The organism is Acinetobacter sp. AC1-2 (genome assembly GCF_016124155.1).
GTDB lineage: Bacteria > Pseudomonadota > Gammaproteobacteria > Pseudomonadales > Moraxellaceae > Acinetobacter > Acinetobacter calcoaceticus.
In genome coordinates this window covers 262604-281499 of the sequence record NZ_JABFFO010000003.1, presented here as the reverse complement: position 1 = coordinate 281499, position 18896 = coordinate 262604, and the positions used below count along the sequence as shown (strand labels likewise).

The following is an 18896-nucleotide window of genomic DNA, read 5'->3' as shown; positions in this document are numbered from 1 at the left end:
AGAGCAATCAGCCCAGATGCAAAGGAAGATTGAGAGCACTTTGTGCTACAAGACGATTTGCCGCCTGAATTAAAGGGAAGCTATGAGTCTGCAAGAAATAAGCATGAGGTGGAATGGGCGCTTGCAACAAATTATGCAGCCATACTAGCTAAAGGTGTAGGCTCTCAAGGTGCGAATAAGCGCCATATAATCGCCTTGAGAAGCCTTGGAAATTACTGATTCAACTTCTGCCTGAGTCCAGCCTTGTTTTAAGGCTGAGCTGCTAAAGTTCGTTAATAATACCAAAGGATTTTCACCAAAATGGATTGGATGATTCATTAATCTCTTTTCAAGCTTAGATATTTCCATAGGTCTACCCTGGTTTTAAATTTAATTATTGTGAAGTGCTTAATGTTTTTTTAGATTTTAGTGTTTAAATTTAGGTTTGTGCAAGTGCTAATTTATTTTAATAGACAAATCTGTCTATATTATTTATTTTCTAAAGTACCTAATGTAAAAAAACCGGGCTAAGACCCGGTTTTTCATGAAGTTTGAACGATTAGAGAGCAGATAAATCTACGCCTAAACGAGCAGCAACTTCTTCATAAGCTTCAACAACACCGCCTAAACCTTGACGGAAACGGTCTTTGTCGAGTTTCTTCTTAGAGTCTTTATCCCATAGACGGCAACCGTCTGGAGAGAACTCATCGCCAAGCACGATACGGTCATGGAAAACACCGAATTCAAGCTTGAAGTCCACCAAAATCATGTTGCCTTCAGCAAATAATGCTTTTAATACATCGTTTACTTGGTAAGTTAACACTTTCATTTGCTCTAATTGTTCAGCAGTCGCCCAACCTAAAGCAATTGCTTGAGATTCGTTAACCATTGGGTCGCCTAGACCGTCGTCTTTATAGAACAATTCAAATGTAGGAGGAGTTAACTCTTTACCTTCTTCTACACCTAAACGACGGCATAGAGAACCAGCTGCGTAGTTACGAATTACGCATTCAACAGGAATCATTTGAAGTTTTTTAACAAGCACTTCAGTTGGAGAAAGCAATTTTTCAAAATGCGTTTCAATACCCGCAGCAGCAAGTTTTTCCATGATGAAGGCGTTAAAAAGGTTGTTCACCTTGCCTTTACGATCTAGCTGTTCGATTTTTTCGCCGTTGAACGCAGAGGCATCATCACGAAAGACTAAAATCAGATGGTCGGCATTGTCTGTTTCATATACAGATTTTGCTTTACCAGTATAGAGCAAGGTTTGTTTTAACATGAGGGAACCTTTTTAAAAAAAATGCCTAGTAAACGACTAGGCTGGCCAATTTTGGTAAATCTGGTTTAACACTTCAGCAGCCACATCTGGGCTTGCAAAAGTGTTGTCTACATTAAATAGAGCAAGAGTATGACTTGAACCAACACCTGTCAGTTTAAGCACATAAGTATTGTCATTTACTTTAATCGTCGCCTGATTGCTGCCTTGGGCGATGATGTTATAATTTAAAGTGCTTAACGTTGCTTTGGCGTATTGCCAGATCTCGGTTGTGTTCCCATCAACTTTTAACAATGGGTTTTTATTACCGTCGGTCACAAGCTGAGGACGTCCAAGTGCAGTCGTCGTTTGAGCAGATGCATCTGCTGTTGCATTGCCATCCTGTGTTTGTTCAGGACGTGGCAATGCAAAACGGTTACCACGCTGGTTTTCAAACTTTGGCGCGTGCTCGATAGCGAGCTGGTCAACAGTTGGTGCAGGATACAAAGGTGTCACTGGTCGTACAGTTGCATCGGCAGGATACTCAAGCGGGGCAAGTTGCTTGGCATTTTTATAATCTAAAGAGTGATTATTAATTGCGAAGCGACCACAACCAGCTAAACTCAAGGCTGAAACTGCAAGGACTAAACCAAGACGTAATTGCATCATAAATTGCTCTTATTAAATAATTCCCGCATCGTTTAGGGCATTGCGGAGAGGTTCGCGATATTGCTCAGCGAGAGGAGTGAGTGGTAAACGAATACCAGTATCAATCAGTCCCATCTCATGTAGTGCCCATTTCACAGGAATTGGGTTTGATTCGCAAAATAGAATATTGTGTAAATTTGCAATCTTATTGTTAATCGTCTTCGCTTGTTGTTCATCTTTGGCAATCGCAACAGCACATACTTCGCTCATGGCTTTAGGTGCAACATTTGCTGTAACAGAGATATTGCCGTCTGCACCAAGAAGCATAAGTTCCCATGCAGTTTCGTCGTCACCTGAGTACACAGCCATCTTGCCGTCTAAAGCGTCAATTAAAGCTTTACCACGAGGTACGTCACCTGTTGCGTCTTTAATACCGACAATATTAGGGATCTCTGCTAAACGTACAGCTGTGTCGTTTGCAAGATCTACACCCGTACGGCCAGGTACGTTATAAAGAATAAGTGGTAATTCTACGGCTTCAGCAATCGCTTTATAGTGTTGGTAGAGGCCTTCTTGAGTTGGCTTATTATAATATGGCGTAACAAGTAAGGCTGCATCTGCGCCAAGATCTTTAGCAGCTTTAGTTAATTCGATTGCTTCACGGGTTGAGTTTGCACCAGTACCGGCAATAATTGGAATACGTTTATTGGCTACACGAATAATTTCTTTAATAACCTGTGTGTGCTCTTCCATGCTCAATGTTGAGGCTTCGCCGGTAGTACCGACGGCTACAATACTGTTTGTACCTTGTTCTATGTGCCACTCAACCAGCTTCTCAAGACCCTTCCAATCTACACCACCATCTTTCAACATTGGTGTGACGATTGCGACGATTGAGCCTTGAATGGTCTGTGCTTGCTGAGTCATTTTTAAAAATATCCTATTTATCCATCCGAATCTGAGGTAAGAAAAACAAAATGTGGGATGGTTGCAGTATTTTGATTGTCCAGTTCTAACAATAACAGATTGTTGAATGACAATTATGCAAATTATGACTGATCAGACGCATAAGAACAATACGCCTAACGGATAATCGCTATGTAAACTTGAGGAAAAGATAGGATGTATTCGTATTGCAGGGGTGAGAAGGGTTCGTAAATATAACAATACAGCTTGATTCAACTGAGCCTTACTTAATATCGGCTTTTTTTATGGCAAGATAGAATGCAATTTTCCCTGTTGGGATTGAAGATGACATGAAAATGAATAAACAACCACAAAATGCGGCTTTAATCGTAGTTGATGTACAAAATGGTTTTACACCGGGTGGAAATTTAGCAGTTGCTGACGCCGACACAATTATTCCAACGATTAACCAACTTGCTGATTGTTTTGAAAATGTTGTTCTGACGCAAGATTGGCACCCAGATAATCATATATCTTTTGCACAAAATCATTCGGGCAAGCAGCCATTTGAAACCATTGAACTTGCCTATGGACCGCAGGTGCTTTGGCCTAAGCATTGCGTACAAGGCACCAAAGATGCCGATTTCCATCCTGATTTAAATATTCCGAAAGCTCAACTCATTATTCGAAAAGGCTTTCATGCTCATATTGATAGCTACTCGGCTTTTATGGAAGCAGATCAGTCCACAATGACTGGTTTAACGGGTTACTTAAAAGAGCGTGGTATTGATACGGTGTATGTGGTTGGAATTGCGACCGACTTTTGTGTGGCATGGACTGCTTTAGATGCAATCAAACAAGGTTTTAAAACTTTAGTGGTTGAAGATGCTTGTAAAGGTATTGATTTAAATGGTTCGTTAGAACAGGCATGGCAAACCATGCAGCAACAAGGGGTTGTCCGTATTCAGTCTACGGATCTGTAGAGTGAGCGCTAAGTCTATTGCTCTAGTATTTTAATTTTTAGGGAACGAAAGTATGTCAGCATTACTGCGCTTTACCCAATTTATTCAAAAAACTTTTGCCTTATGGGTGATTGTTTTTGCAGCATTAGCGCTATGGCAGCCTGAATTTTTTGTCTGGCTGAAAGCTTATATTCCATGGATTCTGGGCATTATTATGCTTGGCATGGGAATGACCATGACCGTAGACGACTTTAAAGGTGTGCTACAAAGTCCTAAAGCGGTGTTGATTGGGGTAGTGGCACAGTTTGTGGTCATGCCAGGTTTAGCATTTGTCTTATGTAAATTATTTCAACTACCCCCTGAAATCGCGGTTGGAGTCATTTTGGTGGGGTGTTGCCCCGGTGGAACGGCTTCAAACGTGATTACCTATATGGCTAAAGGCAATGTGGCTTTATCGGTGGCCTGTACTTCAGTTTCAACACTTTTAGCGCCTATTTTAACTCCAGCAATTTTCTATCTGCTTGCTAGTCAGTGGCTAAAAATTGATGCAGCTTCTATGTTCGTTTCAATTTTGCAGGTGGTACTGCTTCCTATTGTAGTTGGTCTGATTTTAAGAACATGGCTAAAACGTCAGGTCGAGTCCTATATTCAAGTCATGCCTTTAGTTTCAGTGATTGCAATTGTGGCCATTGTGGCAGCCATTATTGGTGGGAGCAAAGCGGCTATTCTACAGTCGGGTTTACTCATTTTAGCCGTAGTGATCTTACATAATGGGCTTGGATATTTATTAGGTTTTGCAGCAGCACGATTCTTTAAATTACCTTATGCCGATAGCAAAGCAATTGCTGTTGAGGTGGGAATGCAAAACTCAGGCTTAGGTGTTGCTCTTGCAGCGGTACATTTTGCGGCTTCCCCGATTACAGCAGTACCAAGTGCGATTTTCAGCCTTTGGCACAATATTTCTGGGCCGGCACTTGCGACTTATTGGGCGAGTAAACACAAACAAGAATAACTGTAGAAAAAACATGAATTAGAAAAGAAGGCCAAACGGATAGTTTGGCCTTTTCATTTAAAACAATTTTATTGGAGTTAAATTTAGAACTGGTATGTCTTTTGCTTTGGATTGATGCACTAAAAATAACGTGAATATGAGTATAAATCGCAAAGAAAAATAAGGTATTTCCTAGATGAATCAGATTTTTAAATTATTTATTCCCATGCTCTCAAGCAATTTAATTCTAGTTTTAAGTGGATTGATTGATATTGCTTATGTAGGGCATTTTAGTAATGACCATGTAGCTGCATTATCGGTGACCTTATCTCTATATACAGTGATTTATGTCATTGGTATGGGTATTCTGCAAGGTGTGATCCTCAAGCTCTCGGAAGCTTATGGTTGCCACAACATACCACGCATTCGTCAGATTTTTATTCAAGGCATCTGGCTGATGTTATGTTCAGCATTGATTAGTATTGGCTTGCTTTATTTGTTCCGTGATTTACCAAAATTGTTTGGTGCATCTGAACATGTCATTTCAATTACTAAAAACTGTATTTGGGCTTTGGTATTTATTTTACCTGCGCATTTACTGATGCGTTTATTTACCGCTTTGTCTCAGGTCACTGAAAATGCGCATAAGGTTTTACTATCAGATAGCATTTTCTTCATTCTTAAAATTATTTTGTCCTATCTTTTAATTTATGGTGTCGCTTTATTTTCAATTCCGCCACTTGGTGCGATAGGGGCTTTGTTAGCCACTCTCATTGTACGGTGGTTTATGTTGGCTGTTTATTACTTATTTTTTCTAGAGAAAAGCTACATCTTTATTGAGCATCCCGAACGTTCGGTTGAAGATAGCCGACAGAGTCTGCGGATGATTTTAAAAATAGGGATACCGACCGCGATCTTAGCGTTGATGGATGTCGTTGCATTTTGTTCGGTTGCTATTCTGATTTTGCCTTTTGGAAGCATGGTGTCAGCAGCCCATCAAATTGTCGCAAGCACCAGCGGATTCATGTTTATTATCCCTTCATCAATTGCCTCGGCTTATAGCATTTTGGTATCGCGATCTATGGGCAGCGGGAACATGGAAGAAGCAGATAAAATTGCCACACAAAGTATATGGGTGATTATGGCGGTGAGTGGCAGTCTGTCCCTGTGCTTATGGTTAGAGCGGGACTTAATTGTTACGTTATATTCAGATGATTTGGCCGTACAGATTTTGGCTGCATCCTTGTTGTTGATTGTCTGTATGTTTCATTTTCTAGATGGCTTAATGGCGTTACTGGCCTCTTTGTTACGCTGTTGGGATGTGTCGATTTTACCGATGCTAATTTTCTTGGTCGTGGTGTTATGTTTCGGATTAGGCGGTGGTTGGTGGATGGCCTATAAAGGACTGCATTGGCAGAATATCTCGATTTCTGCGATGGGAGTTTATGGTTTTTGGTGGATGGCAGCTATAAGTTATTTAGTGGCTTGCCTATTGAGTGCCATCTGTTTCCATTTTAGAAAACAATTAAGAGGATTTTGATTGAGTAGATCAACACAACCTTAAAGCGGATGTTCTGCTAACCAATCTTCAATCTCGTTTTCAGAAATCACCTCAAAACCATGGCGCTGTAAAAGCGCTGTGGTAATCCCAACTCCCGTAATTTTCTCTCCTTGAAAAGTGCCGTTATAAATTTTTTGACTACCACAAGAAGGGCTATTTTCTTTTAAGACGACACAGCTTGCTTTTATGTGCTGTGCAATTTCTAGAGTGCGGTAAGCACCTTTTAAATATAAATCTGTTACATCTAAACCAGATGAATCGGTAATTTTTGCTTTGCCATCAAGCACATCTTGACCTGTTCCTCCCACAATTTCTGCGGGTAAGCGCGGAGTGGTAAAACCGCCTAATAACTCTGGACAAAGAGCATGAGCTTTTTTATTGATTAACAGCTGCTTAAGTAAAATATTTAGGCAAGATTTACCGTCATAACGAACAGGTTCGCCAATTAAACATGCGCTGACTAGAAGCATAGTTTTCCAAACCCAAAGCAGGTGAGATTTTTGAAGATTAAGAATCATAAACAGAATATGGAATATGACAATTCATTTTAAAAACAGACAAATTAAAAGATTGCCAAAATTATGCAATTCATAATTAAGTTATGTATTGCATAATTTAATTGTTTTTAGTAGCATCTGTTTTAAGGTAAATGGCCATTGGAGATCCAACAAGGATGTTGGTCTCCATAAATCTATAAATGATTTTAGGAAAAGACGATTTTTAAGGGTTTAGTGAAAAATCTCAATCGTACTTTTAGATAAGAAAGGACAGTGTATATGGAAAATAAACACCAAATGGAACGGGAATTAATCATCAAAAGCTTCACGCTCATCATATCTTCGTTTTAGTGATTCGTTTTTTTCTCATAGGATGCGTTGGGTTAAGGCATTTTGACGGTTCAAAGACCTACCCAATAAATACGTATTCTATAGAGAAAGGAGCTGAATTGATCAGCAATAGAGATAAACGGAACAGGTAATCACCAGAGGGAAACTAGATGGATATTTTAGAGAACCCATTAGAATTATGCGGTTTTGCATTTATTGAGTTTGTTTCAAAAGAAAATGAATTAGATCCAGTTTTTGAAACAATCGGCTTTTCAAAAGTAGCCAAGCATAAATCGAAAGAAGCGTACTTATGGCGTCAAGGAAATATCAATATTATCCTGAATTATCAGCCAGAATCTTATGCTTCATTCTTCTTTAATGAACATGGTCCATCTGCTTGTGCGATGGGCTTTAAAACACGTGATGCAGCAAAAGCTTTCCAGAAAGCAGTAGAGCTTGGTGCTGAACCGATGTATTCAAAAGTTGGGCCAATGGAGCTTAACATTCCGGCAATTAAAGGTATTGGTGGCATGCCAATCTTTTTAGTTGACCGCGATATTTATGAAAACGACTTTGTTTTCTTTGATGATGCCCAAAGACATCCAGTAGGTGCAGGCTTAAACGAAATTGACCATTTAACTCATAACGTCTACAAAGGCCGTATGGAGTATTGGGCAAACTTCTATGAAAAAATCTTTAACTTCCAAGAAATTCGTTACTTTGATATTAAAGGCGAATATACAGGCTTAACGTCTAAAGCATTAACAGCGCCAGACGGCATGATCCGTATTCCATTAAACGAAGATTCGGACAAAGGAAACGGCCAAATTGCTGAATTCTTGTCTGACTTTAATGGCGAAGGTATTCAACATATCGCGTTTATTTGTGATGACTTAATTTCGACTTGGGATAAGTTAAAAGGCCTTGGTCTGAAATTTATGACACCGCCACCAAATACATATTATGAAATGCTACCAGAACGTTTACCTGAGCATGGTGAGCCGACTGACGAGTTAAAACAACGTGGTATTTTGCTAGATGGCAACACTAAAGATGGTCAGAAGAAACTGTTATTGCAAATTTTCTCTGAAAACATGATTGGTCCAGTCTTCTTTGAATTTATTCAACGTAAAGATGATGATGGCTTTGGTGAAGGTAACTTCAAGGCATTATTTGAGTCAATTGAACGTGACCAGATTCGCCGTGGTGTTCTAGAAACTAAATAAGCTGAGCTTTGTTTCTGATCTAAAAAAACCAAGAGTTTGATCTCTTGGTTTTTTTATGGCGGTTAATTAGCGACTTTTAATATATTGATTGATGAGCTTCACTTCACTTTTTAAGATTTCAATCGTTTTACTGTGAGGGTCGACTGGTAAAAACATTTCGCTATCCAGTGCGACAATACAAAATTCAATGCTTTGATTTGAGTTAAACACAGGTAAACCCACTGCATTAATTCCTGTTAGTAAATCACCTTTTGCTGCCGACATTTCTTGTTGGCGAATCGTTTCTTTAAGCTCTGTAAACGCTTGCCAGTTTTGTGGTGCAATATTAAGACCAAGTTCTTGATGCTTTTGCCATTCTGCTTCCATTAATGGACGAACAAAATGCTCAGGAAGGTAAGATGCAAATAAACGTCCAGCAGCAGAATTAACTAAAGGCATGATCGAACCGACTTTAGTGACAATCGAAATAGGGTGGTTAGATTCAATCGATTGAACAACTACAGGGCCTTTCGGTGACCATTTACTGATTTGTATGCCGCAACCAATTTTGTTTTGTAGGTCGTAAATTAAATGCTGTACCAGCTGTAGTGTGTCGCTGTGTTGAACACAGTTTAGACCTAAGCGCCATGCCTGATCACCTAAAGCATATTGCCCATCATCAAGCTGTTTTGCATATTCCATGCGAATAAGACTAACGAGATAGCGGTGTACCTTCGCAGGATGCATTTCTAGCTTGCTAGACAGGTCTTTGAGAATAATAGGTTGATTGTGCTCTAAAAGGGCATTTAGTACAGATAAACCGACTTCAAGTGATTGAACCCCCCCAGATACTTTTTCTTCAATCATTTAAATACCCTTAATAAAGTTACTTCAGTTGTTAAACAGTGATGATCAAAACATAAATTGAAATTGCTGCGATTTACATCATGCCTGAGCCTAGTGCGAAATAGAAATCACCTTTTTCTATTAGCGAAATTGGCATGTTTAATAATCAACAATTTTCTAAAATCACCATGCTCTCATTTATAGCGCGATTTTCTAGAAATTTAGCAGTTTTAAATAATATAAATCGGCATTGATATAGAGCTGTTTTTAACAATTCTAATCAATGCCGACTTTTTAGATCGATCTTTTAAAATTAGGTTCCTAACTCTTCTTCATGCAAGAAATGTGTGTGGTGAGGAGCGCGTTTAGTTTTGCTCCATTCCTCAAGCATTTCTGCTTTCATTTCTTCAGTAATTTTTGCAATTTTTTCTTCAGCGCGCACATCGTTATAGGTAAGTTCTAAACGGTGGCCATTTGGGTCAAAGAAATAAATTGAGTGGAAAATACCATGATTGGTTACGCCCAAAACTTTCACACCATTTTCTTCTAAATGTTGCTTCGCAGCCATCAGCGCATTTACATCTTCGACTTCAAAAGCAATATGCTGTACCCATTGAGGCGTATTTTCGTCTCGGCCCATTTCTGGTTGAGTCGGCAATTCAAAAAATGCCAAAACGTTACCTTGACCTGCATCTAAGAATAAATGCATATATGGGTCAAAAGCTTTAGTTGAAGGCACATGGTCTTCAGCAAAAGCTAAAATGAAGTCCATGTTGAGCATTTTTTTATACCACTCAACAGTTTCTTTTGCATCCTTACAACGATATGCAACGTGATGTATTTTTTTAATGGCAAATGTCATATTAAAACTCCTTTTTACTATTCCCAATCTGGTTGTTGTTCTGGCGCCGCGTTATAGAAGGCTGGGATAGACAAACAATGGTGATAAATCGATTCAATTTTTGGAAACGCAGATAAATCAATCTTGAAGCGTTTCGCGTTGTAAACCTGTGGAATCAGACAGCAATCGGCAATTGTTGCTTCGTGTCCAAAGCAAAATTGGCCATTCGAATTTTGTAATTGCTGTTCCAGATTTTGAAAACCTTCAAGAATCCAGTGTTGATACCAGTAATTTTTTTGCTCATCTGAAACATTTAACTCATTTTTTAAATATTTCAGAATCCGCAGGTTATTTAAGGGGTGCATATCACAGGCAATAGCTTGTGCAAAAGCACGGACTTTGGCACGTTCTTGCACATCTCTTGGGAGTAATTTGGTTTCTGGATATTGTTCATCCAGATATTCCAAAATACTTAACGATTGTGACAAGGTTAAATCACCGTCAATTAAAGTCGGGACCAGAGCACTAGGGTTTAACTTTAAATAGTCTTCGCTTTGCTGTTCGTTTTTTACTAGATGTACCGGAACAGTCTCATAAGCTAAACCTTTAATGTTTAGACCAATCCGTACTCTATAGGCTGCAGAGCTACGAAAGTAACTATACAGCTTCATAGTCAGGCTCCGAAGTTTCTGCAAAATTGAAAGTTAATGCAGGAAGAACTGTATTTTTCACTTCACCAAAGCCGACACGGATTCCATTTTTCTCACAGTGGCCTTTCATGATGAGCGTATCGCCGTCTTGTAAGAAACCACGAGTTTCACCATTGGCAAGTGTTAACGGCTTGGTGGTGTTCCATGTAAGCTCAAGCAAACTGCCATACGAATCTGGTGTAGAACCTGAAATCGTTCCTGAACCCATTAAGTCACCAACCTGAACATTACAACCAGCAATGGTATGGTGGGTGAGCTGTTGAGACATAGACCAATAAATATATTTAAAATTGGTTTTACAGATCACGTCAGTTTGTGTCGATTTCGGCGTTTGAATTTCAACACTCAAATTAATGTCGTAACTGTTGGCGATATTTTCTTGTAAATAGCCCATTGGCTTCGGGTCTTGTTTTGGGCCTTCAACTTTAAATGGTTCAAGTGCTTCAAGCGTCACCACCCAAGGTGAGATGGCACTGGCAAAAGTTTTAGCGTTAAAAGGGCCGAGTGGAACATATTCCCATTGCTGGATATCGCGTGCTGACCAGTCATTGAGCAATACCATTCCAAAGATATGATCCCAAGCATCTTCAATAGCGATAGGCTGACCGAGCTGCGTTGGTTTACCCACAATAAATGCTGTTTCAAGTTCAAAATCGAGTTTACGCGTTGCAGAAAAAACTGGGCGCTCTTCATTTGGAAGTTTAATTTGACCAGATGGGCGTACGACGTGAGTGCCACTGACTACAACAGAGCTAGCACGGCCGTTATAACCGACAGGTAATTCGGTCCAGTTTGGCAGTAAAGCATTTTTTGGGTCGCGGAACATACAACCCACATTGGTCGCATGTTCTTTAGAAGAATAGAAATCGGTGTAACCAGGTACTTGAATTGGTAAATGCAAAGTAACGCTGTCTTGTTTAACCAATACTTCCTGACGTAATGCTTCATTTTGTTGAAGCGTTAAATTATCAGCCGAGAGAAGAGACTGTAGTGTCTTACGCACTTTTGACCAGTTTGCTTTGCCAGACTCAATAAATTTATTCAGGGTCGGTTGATTAAAGTAGGTGTCGTGGCTTGAAAGTTGTAAAAGACCATGCTTTTCAAGAGCAGCGAGATCAATGATCCAATCACCAATAGCTACCCCGACTTGGCGTTCGCTTTCGGCAGTTCTGCTAAAAATACCATAAGGCAAATTATGAATAGTGAAATCTGATTGAGGTGAAACTTCAATAAAAGAATTTAGGTTTTGTTCCATTTTCGCGTCCTTGTCTTTATCTCGGGTCTTATTCAAATAAAAGTTCGGTCTAGGACTGAGCTACTCGATAAGTTTTTAACCTTTGCTGAGAGCATCTTTTGTCTTATGAGTTTGATATAGACCGAGCACAACCAATTGCTTCATGTCTCTATAATACTGAATTCACCAAATTACGCAATACATAATTTAATTACACATTTCATAATAATTGTCATTTCTTGTATTTTCTGTTTTCATTCGCGGTCATGAGAAAAGTCACGCAATTATTTTTTCATGAATCTCTATGAAAGTTTGATTAATTTATGATATACGTAATTTATTGGAAAAAAATTACGTGACAAGGATGAGAATAATCATATGTCAGCACAAGAGCAAGGAAACCTGAAACACGGTTTGAGTAATCGGCACATCCAACTTATTGCATTGGGTGGGGCGATTGGCACAGGGCTTTTTCTTGGTATATCACAATCGATTAAATTAGCAGGTCCATCGGTCATCCTTGGCTATGCAATTGCAGGATTTATTGCTTTTTTAATGATGCGTCAGCTTGGTGAGATGGTAGTTGAAGAGCCAGTAAGTGGGTCTTTTAGCCATTTTGCCTACAAATACTGGGGACCATTTGCTGGGTTCATGTCTGGATGGAATTACTGGGTACTGAATGTCCTCGTTTGTATGGCAGAACTAAGCGCAATTGGTCTTTATATTCAATATTGGTGGCCGCAAATTCCAACGTGGGCATCTGCTTTAACCTTCTTTGTCTTAATCAACGGCATTAATTTGCTGCATGTTAAGTTTTTTGGCGAAATGGAATTCTGGTTTTCTATTGTCAAAATCTTGGCAATTCTGGCAATGATTGGTTTTGGCTCATATTTACTAGCAACTGGTACAGCTGGTCCGCAAGCCAGTATCAGCAACCTTTGGGCACTCGGTGGCTTTTTCCCATTTGGTGTTGAAGGCTTAGTGATGGCAATGGCGGTCATTATTTTTGCTTTTGGTGGTATCGAGCTTTTTGGTATTACTGCGGCTGAAGCACGTGATCCGGACAAAACCTTACCTAAAGCTGTGAATCAAATTATCTACCGTATTTTGATTTTCTATATTGCGACACTTTTTGTTTTATTCTCGCTATTCCCGTGGAATCAGATGGCTGAAGGCGGTAGTCCATTTGTGATGGTCTTTGCTTCTTTAGATAGCCAAGGCATTGCAACGTTGCTTAACTTTGTGATTTTGACCGCTGCGGTTTCAGTTTATAACGGTACGAGTTATTGCAGTAGCCGTATGCTATTGGGCCTTGCACAACAAGGTAATGCACCAAAAGCATTTGCACATATTAATAAACGCGGTATTCCAACCAATGCAGTGATTCTTTCTGCTGCGGTGACTATTTTATGTGTGCTGTTAAATTACATTTTCCCTGAAAAAGCATTTGGTTTGCTCATGATGTTGGTTGTAGCAGCCATTGTAATTAACTGGGTTGTGATTTCATGGACACATTTAAAATTCCGTAAATACACGCAAAGCCAAGGTCAAACTACAAAGTTCCCAAGCTTTATGTATCCATTTAGCAACTATCTTTGCATCGTGTTTATGTTGGGCATTTTAGTTGTAATGTCTTTAACACCAGACATGCGTATTGCAGTCATGATGATTCCTGGTTGGATTCTATGTTTAATGGTGGCTTATCAATTTAAACGTCGTAAGCTGAAAGCAGAGCAACCTGTGCCTGCACTTGAAGCTGATTTGTAAGATTGATTCAACCATAAAAGGACGTATCTCATACGTCCTTTTTTTATTTTTAAAATTTAGCAACAGAAAGTAAAAGATTTTATTATTGTTATAATATAACATTTCTTGAATTTAATGATGAGCATCTTTCCCATTATTGGTGAAGATAGAGCATATTTATGAAGCGTTATTTAGGTTTATTTTTATTATCTCTCACAGCGTGTAGTACCCAGACACCCAAGCCAACAGATTCTAAGCATTCTCACTCTTTGCCTCAGCCTTCTAAAACAGTGGTCAGAATAAAGCAGCAACCCGAAGATTATGTGGCTTGGATCGCAACCGCAGATCACGGACAGTCTGTACAAGCTTATAAGCAATTTCTTAAGCAAAAAGGGCTTGCCAATTTAGTTCCAGACCATGAGTTATTACGCTCGGCTCGCGATTGGCAAAAATGTGGAGTTGAACCGTATGCGGTGCCACCAAGAGAAATTTGGTCCAACATCGTTCCGACGCTTAGCATTTTAAAAGCATTGGTTGACGATGGGGTAATAAACGATTTTGAAGTGACATCGGTTTATCGAGCTTTATCTCTAAACCGCTGTGCTGGTGGTGCGGATGCTTCTCGGCATGTCTTTAATGCAGCGGTGGATTTTCGAATTGGGCCAGAACAGCCTAGTGACTTAGACCAGTTCAATATTCAACAAAGCAAAACCAAAATTTGTCAGTTCTGGGCAACCAAAGGACAAGCACTCAAGATGGGATTGGGGGTGTATGCCTCGGGACAAATTCATATTGATAGCCAAGGTTTTAGAGCGTGGGGGCCTGATCACCACTATAAAACGTCAATGTGTCAGGGCTTTTAAAAGTAATTTTTTCAAAGACTAATTTACTGGTGTAAAGGAAGGAGAGATAAAAAACTTGCCTAATGGTTATGTTATAACATAACATTAATGTGGTTTAGAGTAGAAACACCTGCCATCTGACCATATTTTAATGGTTAGTCATGATTAGTTTTAAATATTATTCAAAGAGAACAAGCCATGCGAACTGCAATCGCCAACTCATTTGCCAAACTTCCTGTCACTGTTTTATCTGGTTTTTTGGGGGCAGGAAAGACCACGTTACTTAATCATATTTTAAATAATCGTGAAGGTCGCCGTATTGCCGTGATTGTGAATGATATGTCTGAGGTGAATATTGATGCGGCATTAGTACGCGAAGGTGGGGCGGAGCTTTCAAGAACAGATGAAAAGCTGGTTGAAATGAGTAATGGCTGTATCTGCTGTACGCTACGAGAAGATTTATTGGTTGAGGTGAGACGTTTAGCCGATGAAGGGCGATTTGACCAATTGGTGATTGAGTCAACAGGCATTTCAGAACCATTGCCTGTTGCAGAAACCTTTACTTTTGAAGACGAAAATGGAAATTCTTTAAATGAATTTGCTCGACTCGACACCATGGTCACTGTAGTCGATGCTTTTAACTTCCTTAAAGATTACAGTTCTCTGGACTCACTACAGCAACGTGGAGAGTCACTAGGCGAACAAGATGAGAGAACCGTAGTCGACTTGCTTATTGATCAGATCGAGTTTTGTGATGTGATTGTGCTGAATAAAATTGACCTGATTGACCAAGCTCAGCAAGAGCAGCTCACCGCAATTCTAAAGACATTAAACCCACGTGCCCGAATTGAAATTGCTCAATTTGGCAAGATTGGTTTAGATAAAATTTTAAATACACAGTTATTCGATTTTGATGAAGCTGCACAAGCACCGGGATGGTTAAAAGAATTGCGTGGCGAACATACGCCAGAGACTGAAGAGTATGGAATCAGTAGCTTTGTTTACCGCGCGCGTCGACCATTCCATCCAGAGCGTTTTTATGATTTGGTACAGGCTGAATGGCCGGGAGTCGTCCGTTCCAAAGGCTTTTTCTGGTTGGCTGCCGAACCGACATTGGCTTATTCATGGTCGCAAGCGGGCGCAATGGCAAGGCACGGCTTAGCAGGTTATTGGTGGGCCGCTGTTGCAGAAGAAGACTGGCCGAGTGACTTAGACAGCATTGAGCAAATTAAAAAGGTTTGGGATGCTCAAACAGGCGATGCACGTCAGGAGTTGGTTTTAATTGGTATGCAAATGGATGAGCAAGCCTTAATAGAACGCTTAGACCGTTGTTTATTAAGTGATGAAGAAATGGCTTTAGGGCCACAAGCTTGGCAGAGCTGGTCTAACCCTTTTAAGCAAGATGATGAAACTATGTTGATCGCTTAATTAAATAAGCCCCTATTTTAAAGGGGCTTATTTTTATGATTTGTCTTTAATGAAAATCTTTCGAATGTAGCTGTTAAGCGGTGTCGAATAATATTTTTCAATTACTGCGCTAATGATGAATGTCACAATGAGATAGGCAATTAAAAGCATAATTTTGATGCTAGAGTCAGTTTGAGCTGGAATAAAAACAACTTTCATAAGACCCAGTACAACCAGATGAAACAAATAAGTTTCATAACTTCGTTGTCCCAACCAGACCATAACTTTTTTAAACAGACTATGTGCTTGCGTTCCCGCAGGATGCTGAAAACACAAAATGAGTATGCCTGTGGCAAAAGCAAATAAGCTAATACCCCAAGTACTAACTTCTTTAATGGGAGCATATAAATAAAGGGTTGTCATACTCAAAATAATCAACCAAGAAAGAGGTTTTTTATAGGCCCAATCTGGCTGATATTTATGAGAGAAAATGGCAGTTAAACAGCCAATGGCTATACCATCAAAACTTGAAAAATAATGATATAAATAGGCACCGCTTTCTTCTCCAAAATGTAGAGATCTAAAATAAGGTCCGTATAAAATTACTCCAATCAGTACGGCAATAAATACCTTATTACTACGCGTGAGTAGGCACAATAATGGAAACACAAAGTAGAAAACTTCTTCTACAGAGAGTGACCACAACACGCCCAAAGCGTAGTTTACCCAACCAAATTTGATAATCAGGATATTCATCCAGAAGGTTAAAGCTGCAAAAATGGTTAATGGATATGAGACCTCAATGCCATTGGGAGCTTGGTTTACAAAGGGTTTTAAGTCAAATGACCCAAGTAAACTTACGCCTAAAATGAGTAAACCCAGACACGGTAAAATGCGGGCTGCTCGTCGGATATAAAAATGCTTGAGGTTGATTGCGGAAAATTGTTTATCTCTTTTTAAGGTGTGATGGGTAATTAAAAAACCCGAAATCACAAAAAACATGGTAACACCATAATTTCCGTTTCTTGCGATTAAAGTGCTAAATGCTTCACCTAAAAAATTAAAACCTAACCATGTATCTTTAAGTTTATAGGGAATATTAAAATGGTGTAAAAGAACCAAAAGGATAGAGATTCCTCGAAGAATATCTATTTTATAATTACGCATTCGATGTGCTTCCAGTTTATTAATATACTGTGTGGCAGAAGAATACTATCGATCTGTTATTTTAAATAAAATTTTTAAGCATCATTTCGTAACTCCGAAAAGGCCACACTTTGAAGCCCTTGGATGGAGCAAAGGCATAGCACAAATAATTATTAAATAAATATTGATAAAACCTTTATATATTTGAATTTATCTACATAAAACTTTAAATTAGCTCTTGTTGATCTATGTTTATTTTTTAAACTTTTTAAAATCTATTTAATTCATAAATTAACATATTGTATGTGGTTGTATATACATAGCATGTCAACTAAAATATGATTTTGCCTGCTGCCTTTTTGAGTATTTGTTATGCCCAGAACATCAAAACAAGAACATGCTGAGCTTTCGATTGAAGCTGATAGTCCAGTTCCTTTATATCAACGCGTAAAACAGCTGATTTCACAAAAGATTTATGAAGGCTCGTGGGCTGTAAATAAAAAAATTCCTTCTGAAAGCGAGTTGGTCAATCAACTTGGTTGCAGTCGCATGACGGTAAACCGTGCGCTACGCGAATTAACTACAGAGGGTCTATTGGTACGTATACAGGGTGTTGGCTCTTTTGTTGCTGAAGGGCAAGGCCGAACTGCACTTTTTCAAATTAATAATATTGCCGAAGAGATTGTTGCACGAAACCATAAGCACCATGCTGAAGTTTTAATTTTAGAACAAATTTATGCAAATGCAGAGCAAAGTGTATTAATGCAGACTCGTGAAGGGCAAAAGCTGTTTCATTCAATTATTGTGCATTATGAAAATGATGTGCCAGTTCAAGTCGAAGATCGTTTGGTTGATGCAGCACTCATTCCAGATTATCTACAACAAGATTTTAAAACCATTACTCCAAATGCATACTTAATGGCGAAAGCACCTGTGACAGAAGGTGAGCACATTGTTGAAGCCGTTTTAGCATCTCCGCAAGAGTGTAAGTGGTTAAAAATCACTAAAACTGAACCATGTTTACTGATCCGTCGTCGTACGTGGTCAAACAAACAACTCATTTCTAGTGCCCGTCTGACTTATCCCGGCAGTCGTTATTATCTCGAAGGCAAATTTACGCAATGATTGAAGTACTCAAGGCAGACCAATATACAAAAATGCTTTGGAAAAATGGTGCGGGTTACACTTTGGAAATTGCGCGAAGCCAAGGTGAAATCGAGTTTGATTGGCGAATTTCGATGGCAGATGTGACAACTTCTGGACCATTTTCTACTTTTCCCAATAAGCAGCGAATCATTACTGTACTTGATGGGAAAGGTATTGAATTACATGTCGATGATCTCCCTGCCGAAAAGCTGAATCTGGGTGATATTTTTGCTTTCCATGGTGAAAGTCAGGTGCATAGTGAACTGGTTGACGGTGCAATCCGAGACTTAAATTTAATTTATGATCCTGCAAAATTTCATGCTCGCTTTCAGAGAGTAGACGGTACAGAAGCACAGACTTTTTTAAGCTCGGCAGACCTGATTTTCATTTTTAATGGTGGTTCTGACACTGAAGTAGCGATTGAGGATAAAACCTTTGTACTCACTGCTAATGAGACTTTAAAAATTGGGAAAACCACTGCGATTACATCAGTTCATTTCCCTCAAAATTGGGCAAAAAATTGTTATGTTATTGAGTTAATTCAACGTTAAAACTAAATAAGTTATTTTTTTAAAGCACATGTCTAGTGAAAGGATATGTGCTTTTTTTATGCGGTCTATAAAAATAAATTATTTTAATTCATG

At 39.1% G+C, this 18896-nt stretch carries 19 protein-coding genes and 1 pseudogene; 10 read left to right on the top strand and 10 right to left on the bottom strand.

Features of this window, described 5'->3' with window-relative positions; translation table 11 throughout:
• Positions 1 to 33 precede the first annotated feature (33 nt).
• Positions 34 to 219 (top strand): annotated as a pseudogene (locus HL290_RS18685) (hypothetical protein); the annotation flags it as partial.
• Here the strand turns inward: HL290_RS18685 and HL290_RS13250 are convergent.
• From HL290_RS13250 to dapA, 4 genes are all read right to left on the bottom strand, one after another.
• Positions 145 to 348 (bottom strand): hypothetical protein, encoded by a 204-nt coding sequence (locus HL290_RS13250; RefSeq protein ID WP_005037849.1) that lies wholly within the window; start codon positions 346 to 348, stop codon positions 145 to 147. The pseudogene HL290_RS18685 and the gene HL290_RS13250 overlap by 75 nt on opposite strands.
• Positions 349 to 538: 190 nt before the next feature.
• Entirely contained in the window at positions 539 to 1258 is a 720-nt protein-coding gene (purC, locus tag HL290_RS13245) for a phosphoribosylaminoimidazolesuccinocarboxamide synthase (RefSeq protein ID WP_004790203.1), read from the bottom strand.
• A gap of 36 nt (positions 1259 to 1294) precedes the next feature.
• Positions 1295 to 1900: a lipoprotein-34 precursor (NlpB) gene (locus HL290_RS13240; RefSeq protein ID WP_198496737.1), complete on the bottom strand. Its 606-nt coding sequence runs from the start codon at positions 1898 to 1900 to the stop codon at positions 1295 to 1297.
• A gap of 15 nt (positions 1901 to 1915) precedes the next feature.
• Positions 1916 to 2809, bottom strand: coding sequence for a 4-hydroxy-tetrahydrodipicolinate synthase (gene dapA / locus HL290_RS13235; RefSeq protein ID WP_005037855.1), 894 nt, complete (start codon positions 2807 to 2809; stop codon positions 1916 to 1918).
• Positions 2810 to 3138: 329 nt separating this feature from the next.
• On the opposite strand from dapA, the gene pncA reads away from it, so the two are divergent.
• From pncA to HL290_RS13220, 3 genes are all read left to right on the top strand, one after another.
• Positions 3139 to 3771 carry a bifunctional nicotinamidase/pyrazinamidase gene (pncA, locus tag HL290_RS13230; protein ID WP_198496709.1) on the top strand — a complete coding sequence of 211 codons (633 nt, stop codon included), beginning with the start codon at positions 3139 to 3141 and terminating at the stop codon, positions 3769 to 3771.
• Positions 3772 to 3823: 52 nt separating this feature from the next.
• A complete protein-coding gene (locus HL290_RS13225) occupies positions 3824 to 4762 on the top strand; it encodes a bile acid:sodium symporter family protein (protein WP_045433988.1) in 939 nt (312 codons plus the stop codon).
• Between the two features lie 175 nt (positions 4763 to 4937).
• Entirely contained in the window at positions 4938 to 6281 is a 1344-nt protein-coding gene (locus tag HL290_RS13220) for an MATE family efflux transporter (RefSeq protein ID WP_198496708.1), read from the top strand.
• Between the two features lie 20 nt (positions 6282 to 6301).
• Here HL290_RS13220 and HL290_RS13215 read toward each other — a convergent pair whose 3' ends face one another.
• The gene (locus HL290_RS13215) at positions 6302 to 6772 is read right to left on the bottom strand and encodes a DUF523 domain-containing protein (RefSeq protein ID WP_198496707.1); all 471 of its coding nucleotides are present in this window, start codon (positions 6770 to 6772) and stop codon (positions 6302 to 6304) included.
• Between the two features lie 527 nt (positions 6773 to 7299).
• On the opposite strand from HL290_RS13215, the gene hppD reads away from it, so the two are divergent.
• On the top strand, positions 7300 to 8355 hold the full coding sequence (hppD, locus tag HL290_RS13210) for a 4-hydroxyphenylpyruvate dioxygenase (protein WP_005037867.1): 1056 nt from the start codon (positions 7300 to 7302) through the stop codon (positions 8353 to 8355).
• A 66-nt stretch (positions 8356 to 8421) separates the two neighbouring features.
• Here hppD and HL290_RS13205 read toward each other — a convergent pair whose 3' ends face one another.
• From HL290_RS13205 to fahA, 4 genes are all read right to left on the bottom strand, one after another.
• Positions 8422 to 9201 (bottom strand): IclR family transcriptional regulator, encoded by a 780-nt coding sequence (locus HL290_RS13205; RefSeq protein ID WP_045433967.1) that lies wholly within the window; start codon positions 9199 to 9201, stop codon positions 8422 to 8424.
• 292 nt (positions 9202 to 9493) lie between these two features.
• A complete protein-coding gene (locus tag HL290_RS13200; RefSeq protein ID WP_016139785.1) occupies positions 9494 to 10042 on the bottom strand; it encodes a VOC family protein in 549 nt (182 codons plus the stop codon).
• Between the two features lie 17 nt (positions 10043 to 10059).
• Entirely contained in the window at positions 10060 to 10692 is a 633-nt protein-coding gene (maiA, locus tag HL290_RS13195; RefSeq protein WP_005044391.1) for a maleylacetoacetate isomerase, read from the bottom strand.
• Positions 10679 to 11986, bottom strand: coding sequence for a fumarylacetoacetase (gene fahA, locus HL290_RS13190; RefSeq protein ID WP_198496706.1), 1308 nt, complete (start codon positions 11984 to 11986; stop codon positions 10679 to 10681). Before fahA ends, maiA begins: the two co-directional genes overlap by 14 nt.
• Positions 11987 to 12343: 357 nt before the next feature.
• Between fahA and HL290_RS13185 the strand changes: the two genes are divergently transcribed.
• The 3 genes from HL290_RS13185 to zigA all read left to right on the top strand — a co-directional run bounded on the left by HL290_RS13185 (position 12344) and on the right by zigA (position 15981).
• The gene (locus HL290_RS13185) at positions 12344 to 13732 is read left to right on the top strand and encodes an amino acid permease (protein WP_017391098.1); all 1389 of its coding nucleotides are present in this window, start codon (positions 12344 to 12346) and stop codon (positions 13730 to 13732) included.
• Positions 13733 to 13890: 158 nt separating this feature from the next.
• Positions 13891 to 14574 (top strand): YcbK family protein, encoded by a 684-nt coding sequence (locus tag HL290_RS13180; protein WP_198496705.1) that lies wholly within the window; start codon positions 13891 to 13893, stop codon positions 14572 to 14574.
• A 177-nt stretch (positions 14575 to 14751) separates the two neighbouring features.
• Positions 14752 to 15981 (top strand): zinc metallochaperone GTPase ZigA, encoded by a 1230-nt coding sequence (gene zigA, locus HL290_RS13175; RefSeq protein WP_198496704.1) that lies wholly within the window; start codon positions 14752 to 14754, stop codon positions 15979 to 15981.
• Between the two features lie 33 nt (positions 15982 to 16014).
• On the opposite strand, the gene HL290_RS13170 is transcribed toward zigA, so the two are convergent.
• A complete protein-coding gene (locus tag HL290_RS13170; protein ID WP_198496703.1) occupies positions 16015 to 17127 on the bottom strand; it encodes an acyltransferase family protein in 1113 nt (370 codons plus the stop codon).
• A gap of 351 nt (positions 17128 to 17478) precedes the next feature.
• Here HL290_RS13170 and hutC point away from each other — a divergent pair, with 351 nt between their 5' ends.
• Together hutC and HL290_RS13160 are read left to right on the top strand one after the other, a co-directional pair.
• Positions 17479 to 18231, top strand: coding sequence for a histidine utilization repressor (gene hutC, locus HL290_RS13165; protein ID WP_005037883.1), 753 nt, complete (start codon positions 17479 to 17481; stop codon positions 18229 to 18231).
• Entirely contained in the window at positions 18228 to 18803 is a 576-nt protein-coding gene (locus HL290_RS13160) for a HutD family protein (RefSeq protein ID WP_198496702.1), read from the top strand. Before hutC ends, HL290_RS13160 begins: the two co-directional genes overlap by 4 nt.
• Positions 18804 to 18896: the final 93 nt, after the last annotated feature.

Bases quoted from the DNA above. Each gene is read 5' to 3' on its own strand.
- hutC (WP_005037883.1), top strand. From the start codon at position 17,479: ATGCCCAGAACATCAAAACAAGAACATGCTGAGCTTTCGATTGAAGCT.
- purC (WP_004790203.1), bottom strand. From the start codon at position 1,258: ATGTTAAAACAAACCTTGCTCTATACTGGTAAAGCAAAATCTGTATAT.
- fahA (WP_198496706.1), bottom strand. From the start codon at position 11,986: ATGGAACAAAACCTAAATTCTTTTATTGAAGTTTCACCTCAATCAGAT.
- hppD (WP_005037867.1), top strand. From the start codon at position 7,300: ATGGATATTTTAGAGAACCCATTAGAATTATGCGGTTTTGCATTTATT.
- HL290_RS13225 (WP_045433988.1), top strand. From the start codon at position 3,824: ATGTCAGCATTACTGCGCTTTACCCAATTTATTCAAAAAACTTTTGCC.
- zigA (WP_198496704.1), top strand. From the start codon at position 14,752: ATGCGAACTGCAATCGCCAACTCATTTGCCAAACTTCCTGTCACTGTT.
- HL290_RS13200 (WP_016139785.1), bottom strand. From the start codon at position 10,042: ATGACATTTGCCATTAAAAAAATACATCACGTTGCATATCGTTGTAAG.
- HL290_RS13205 (WP_045433967.1), bottom strand. From the start codon at position 9,201: ATGATTGAAGAAAAAGTATCTGGGGGGGTTCAATCACTTGAAGTCGGT.
- HL290_RS13215 (WP_198496707.1), bottom strand. From the start codon at position 6,772: ATGCTTCTAGTCAGCGCATGTTTAATTGGCGAACCTGTTCGTTATGAC.
- pncA (WP_198496709.1), top strand. From the start codon at position 3,139: ATGAAAATGAATAAACAACCACAAAATGCGGCTTTAATCGTAGTTGAT.
- HL290_RS13240 (WP_198496737.1), bottom strand. From the start codon at position 1,900: ATGCAATTACGTCTTGGTTTAGTCCTTGCAGTTTCAGCCTTGAGTTTA.
- HL290_RS13185 (WP_017391098.1), top strand. From the start codon at position 12,344: ATGTCAGCACAAGAGCAAGGAAACCTGAAACACGGTTTGAGTAATCGG.
- HL290_RS13170 (WP_198496703.1), bottom strand. From the start codon at position 17,127: ATGCGTAATTATAAAATAGATATTCTTCGAGGAATCTCTATCCTTTTG.
- dapA (WP_005037855.1), bottom strand. From the start codon at position 2,809: ATGACTCAGCAAGCACAGACCATTCAAGGCTCAATCGTCGCAATCGTC.
- HL290_RS13250 (WP_005037849.1), bottom strand. From the start codon at position 348: ATGGAAATATCTAAGCTTGAAAAGAGATTAATGAATCATCCAATCCAT.
- HL290_RS13180 (WP_198496705.1), top strand. From the start codon at position 13,891: ATGAAGCGTTATTTAGGTTTATTTTTATTATCTCTCACAGCGTGTAGT.
- maiA (WP_005044391.1), bottom strand. From the start codon at position 10,692: ATGAAGCTGTATAGTTACTTTCGTAGCTCTGCAGCCTATAGAGTACGG.
- HL290_RS13160 (WP_198496702.1), top strand. From the start codon at position 18,228: ATGATTGAAGTACTCAAGGCAGACCAATATACAAAAATGCTTTGGAAA.
- HL290_RS13220 (WP_198496708.1), top strand. From the start codon at position 4,938: ATGAATCAGATTTTTAAATTATTTATTCCCATGCTCTCAAGCAATTTA.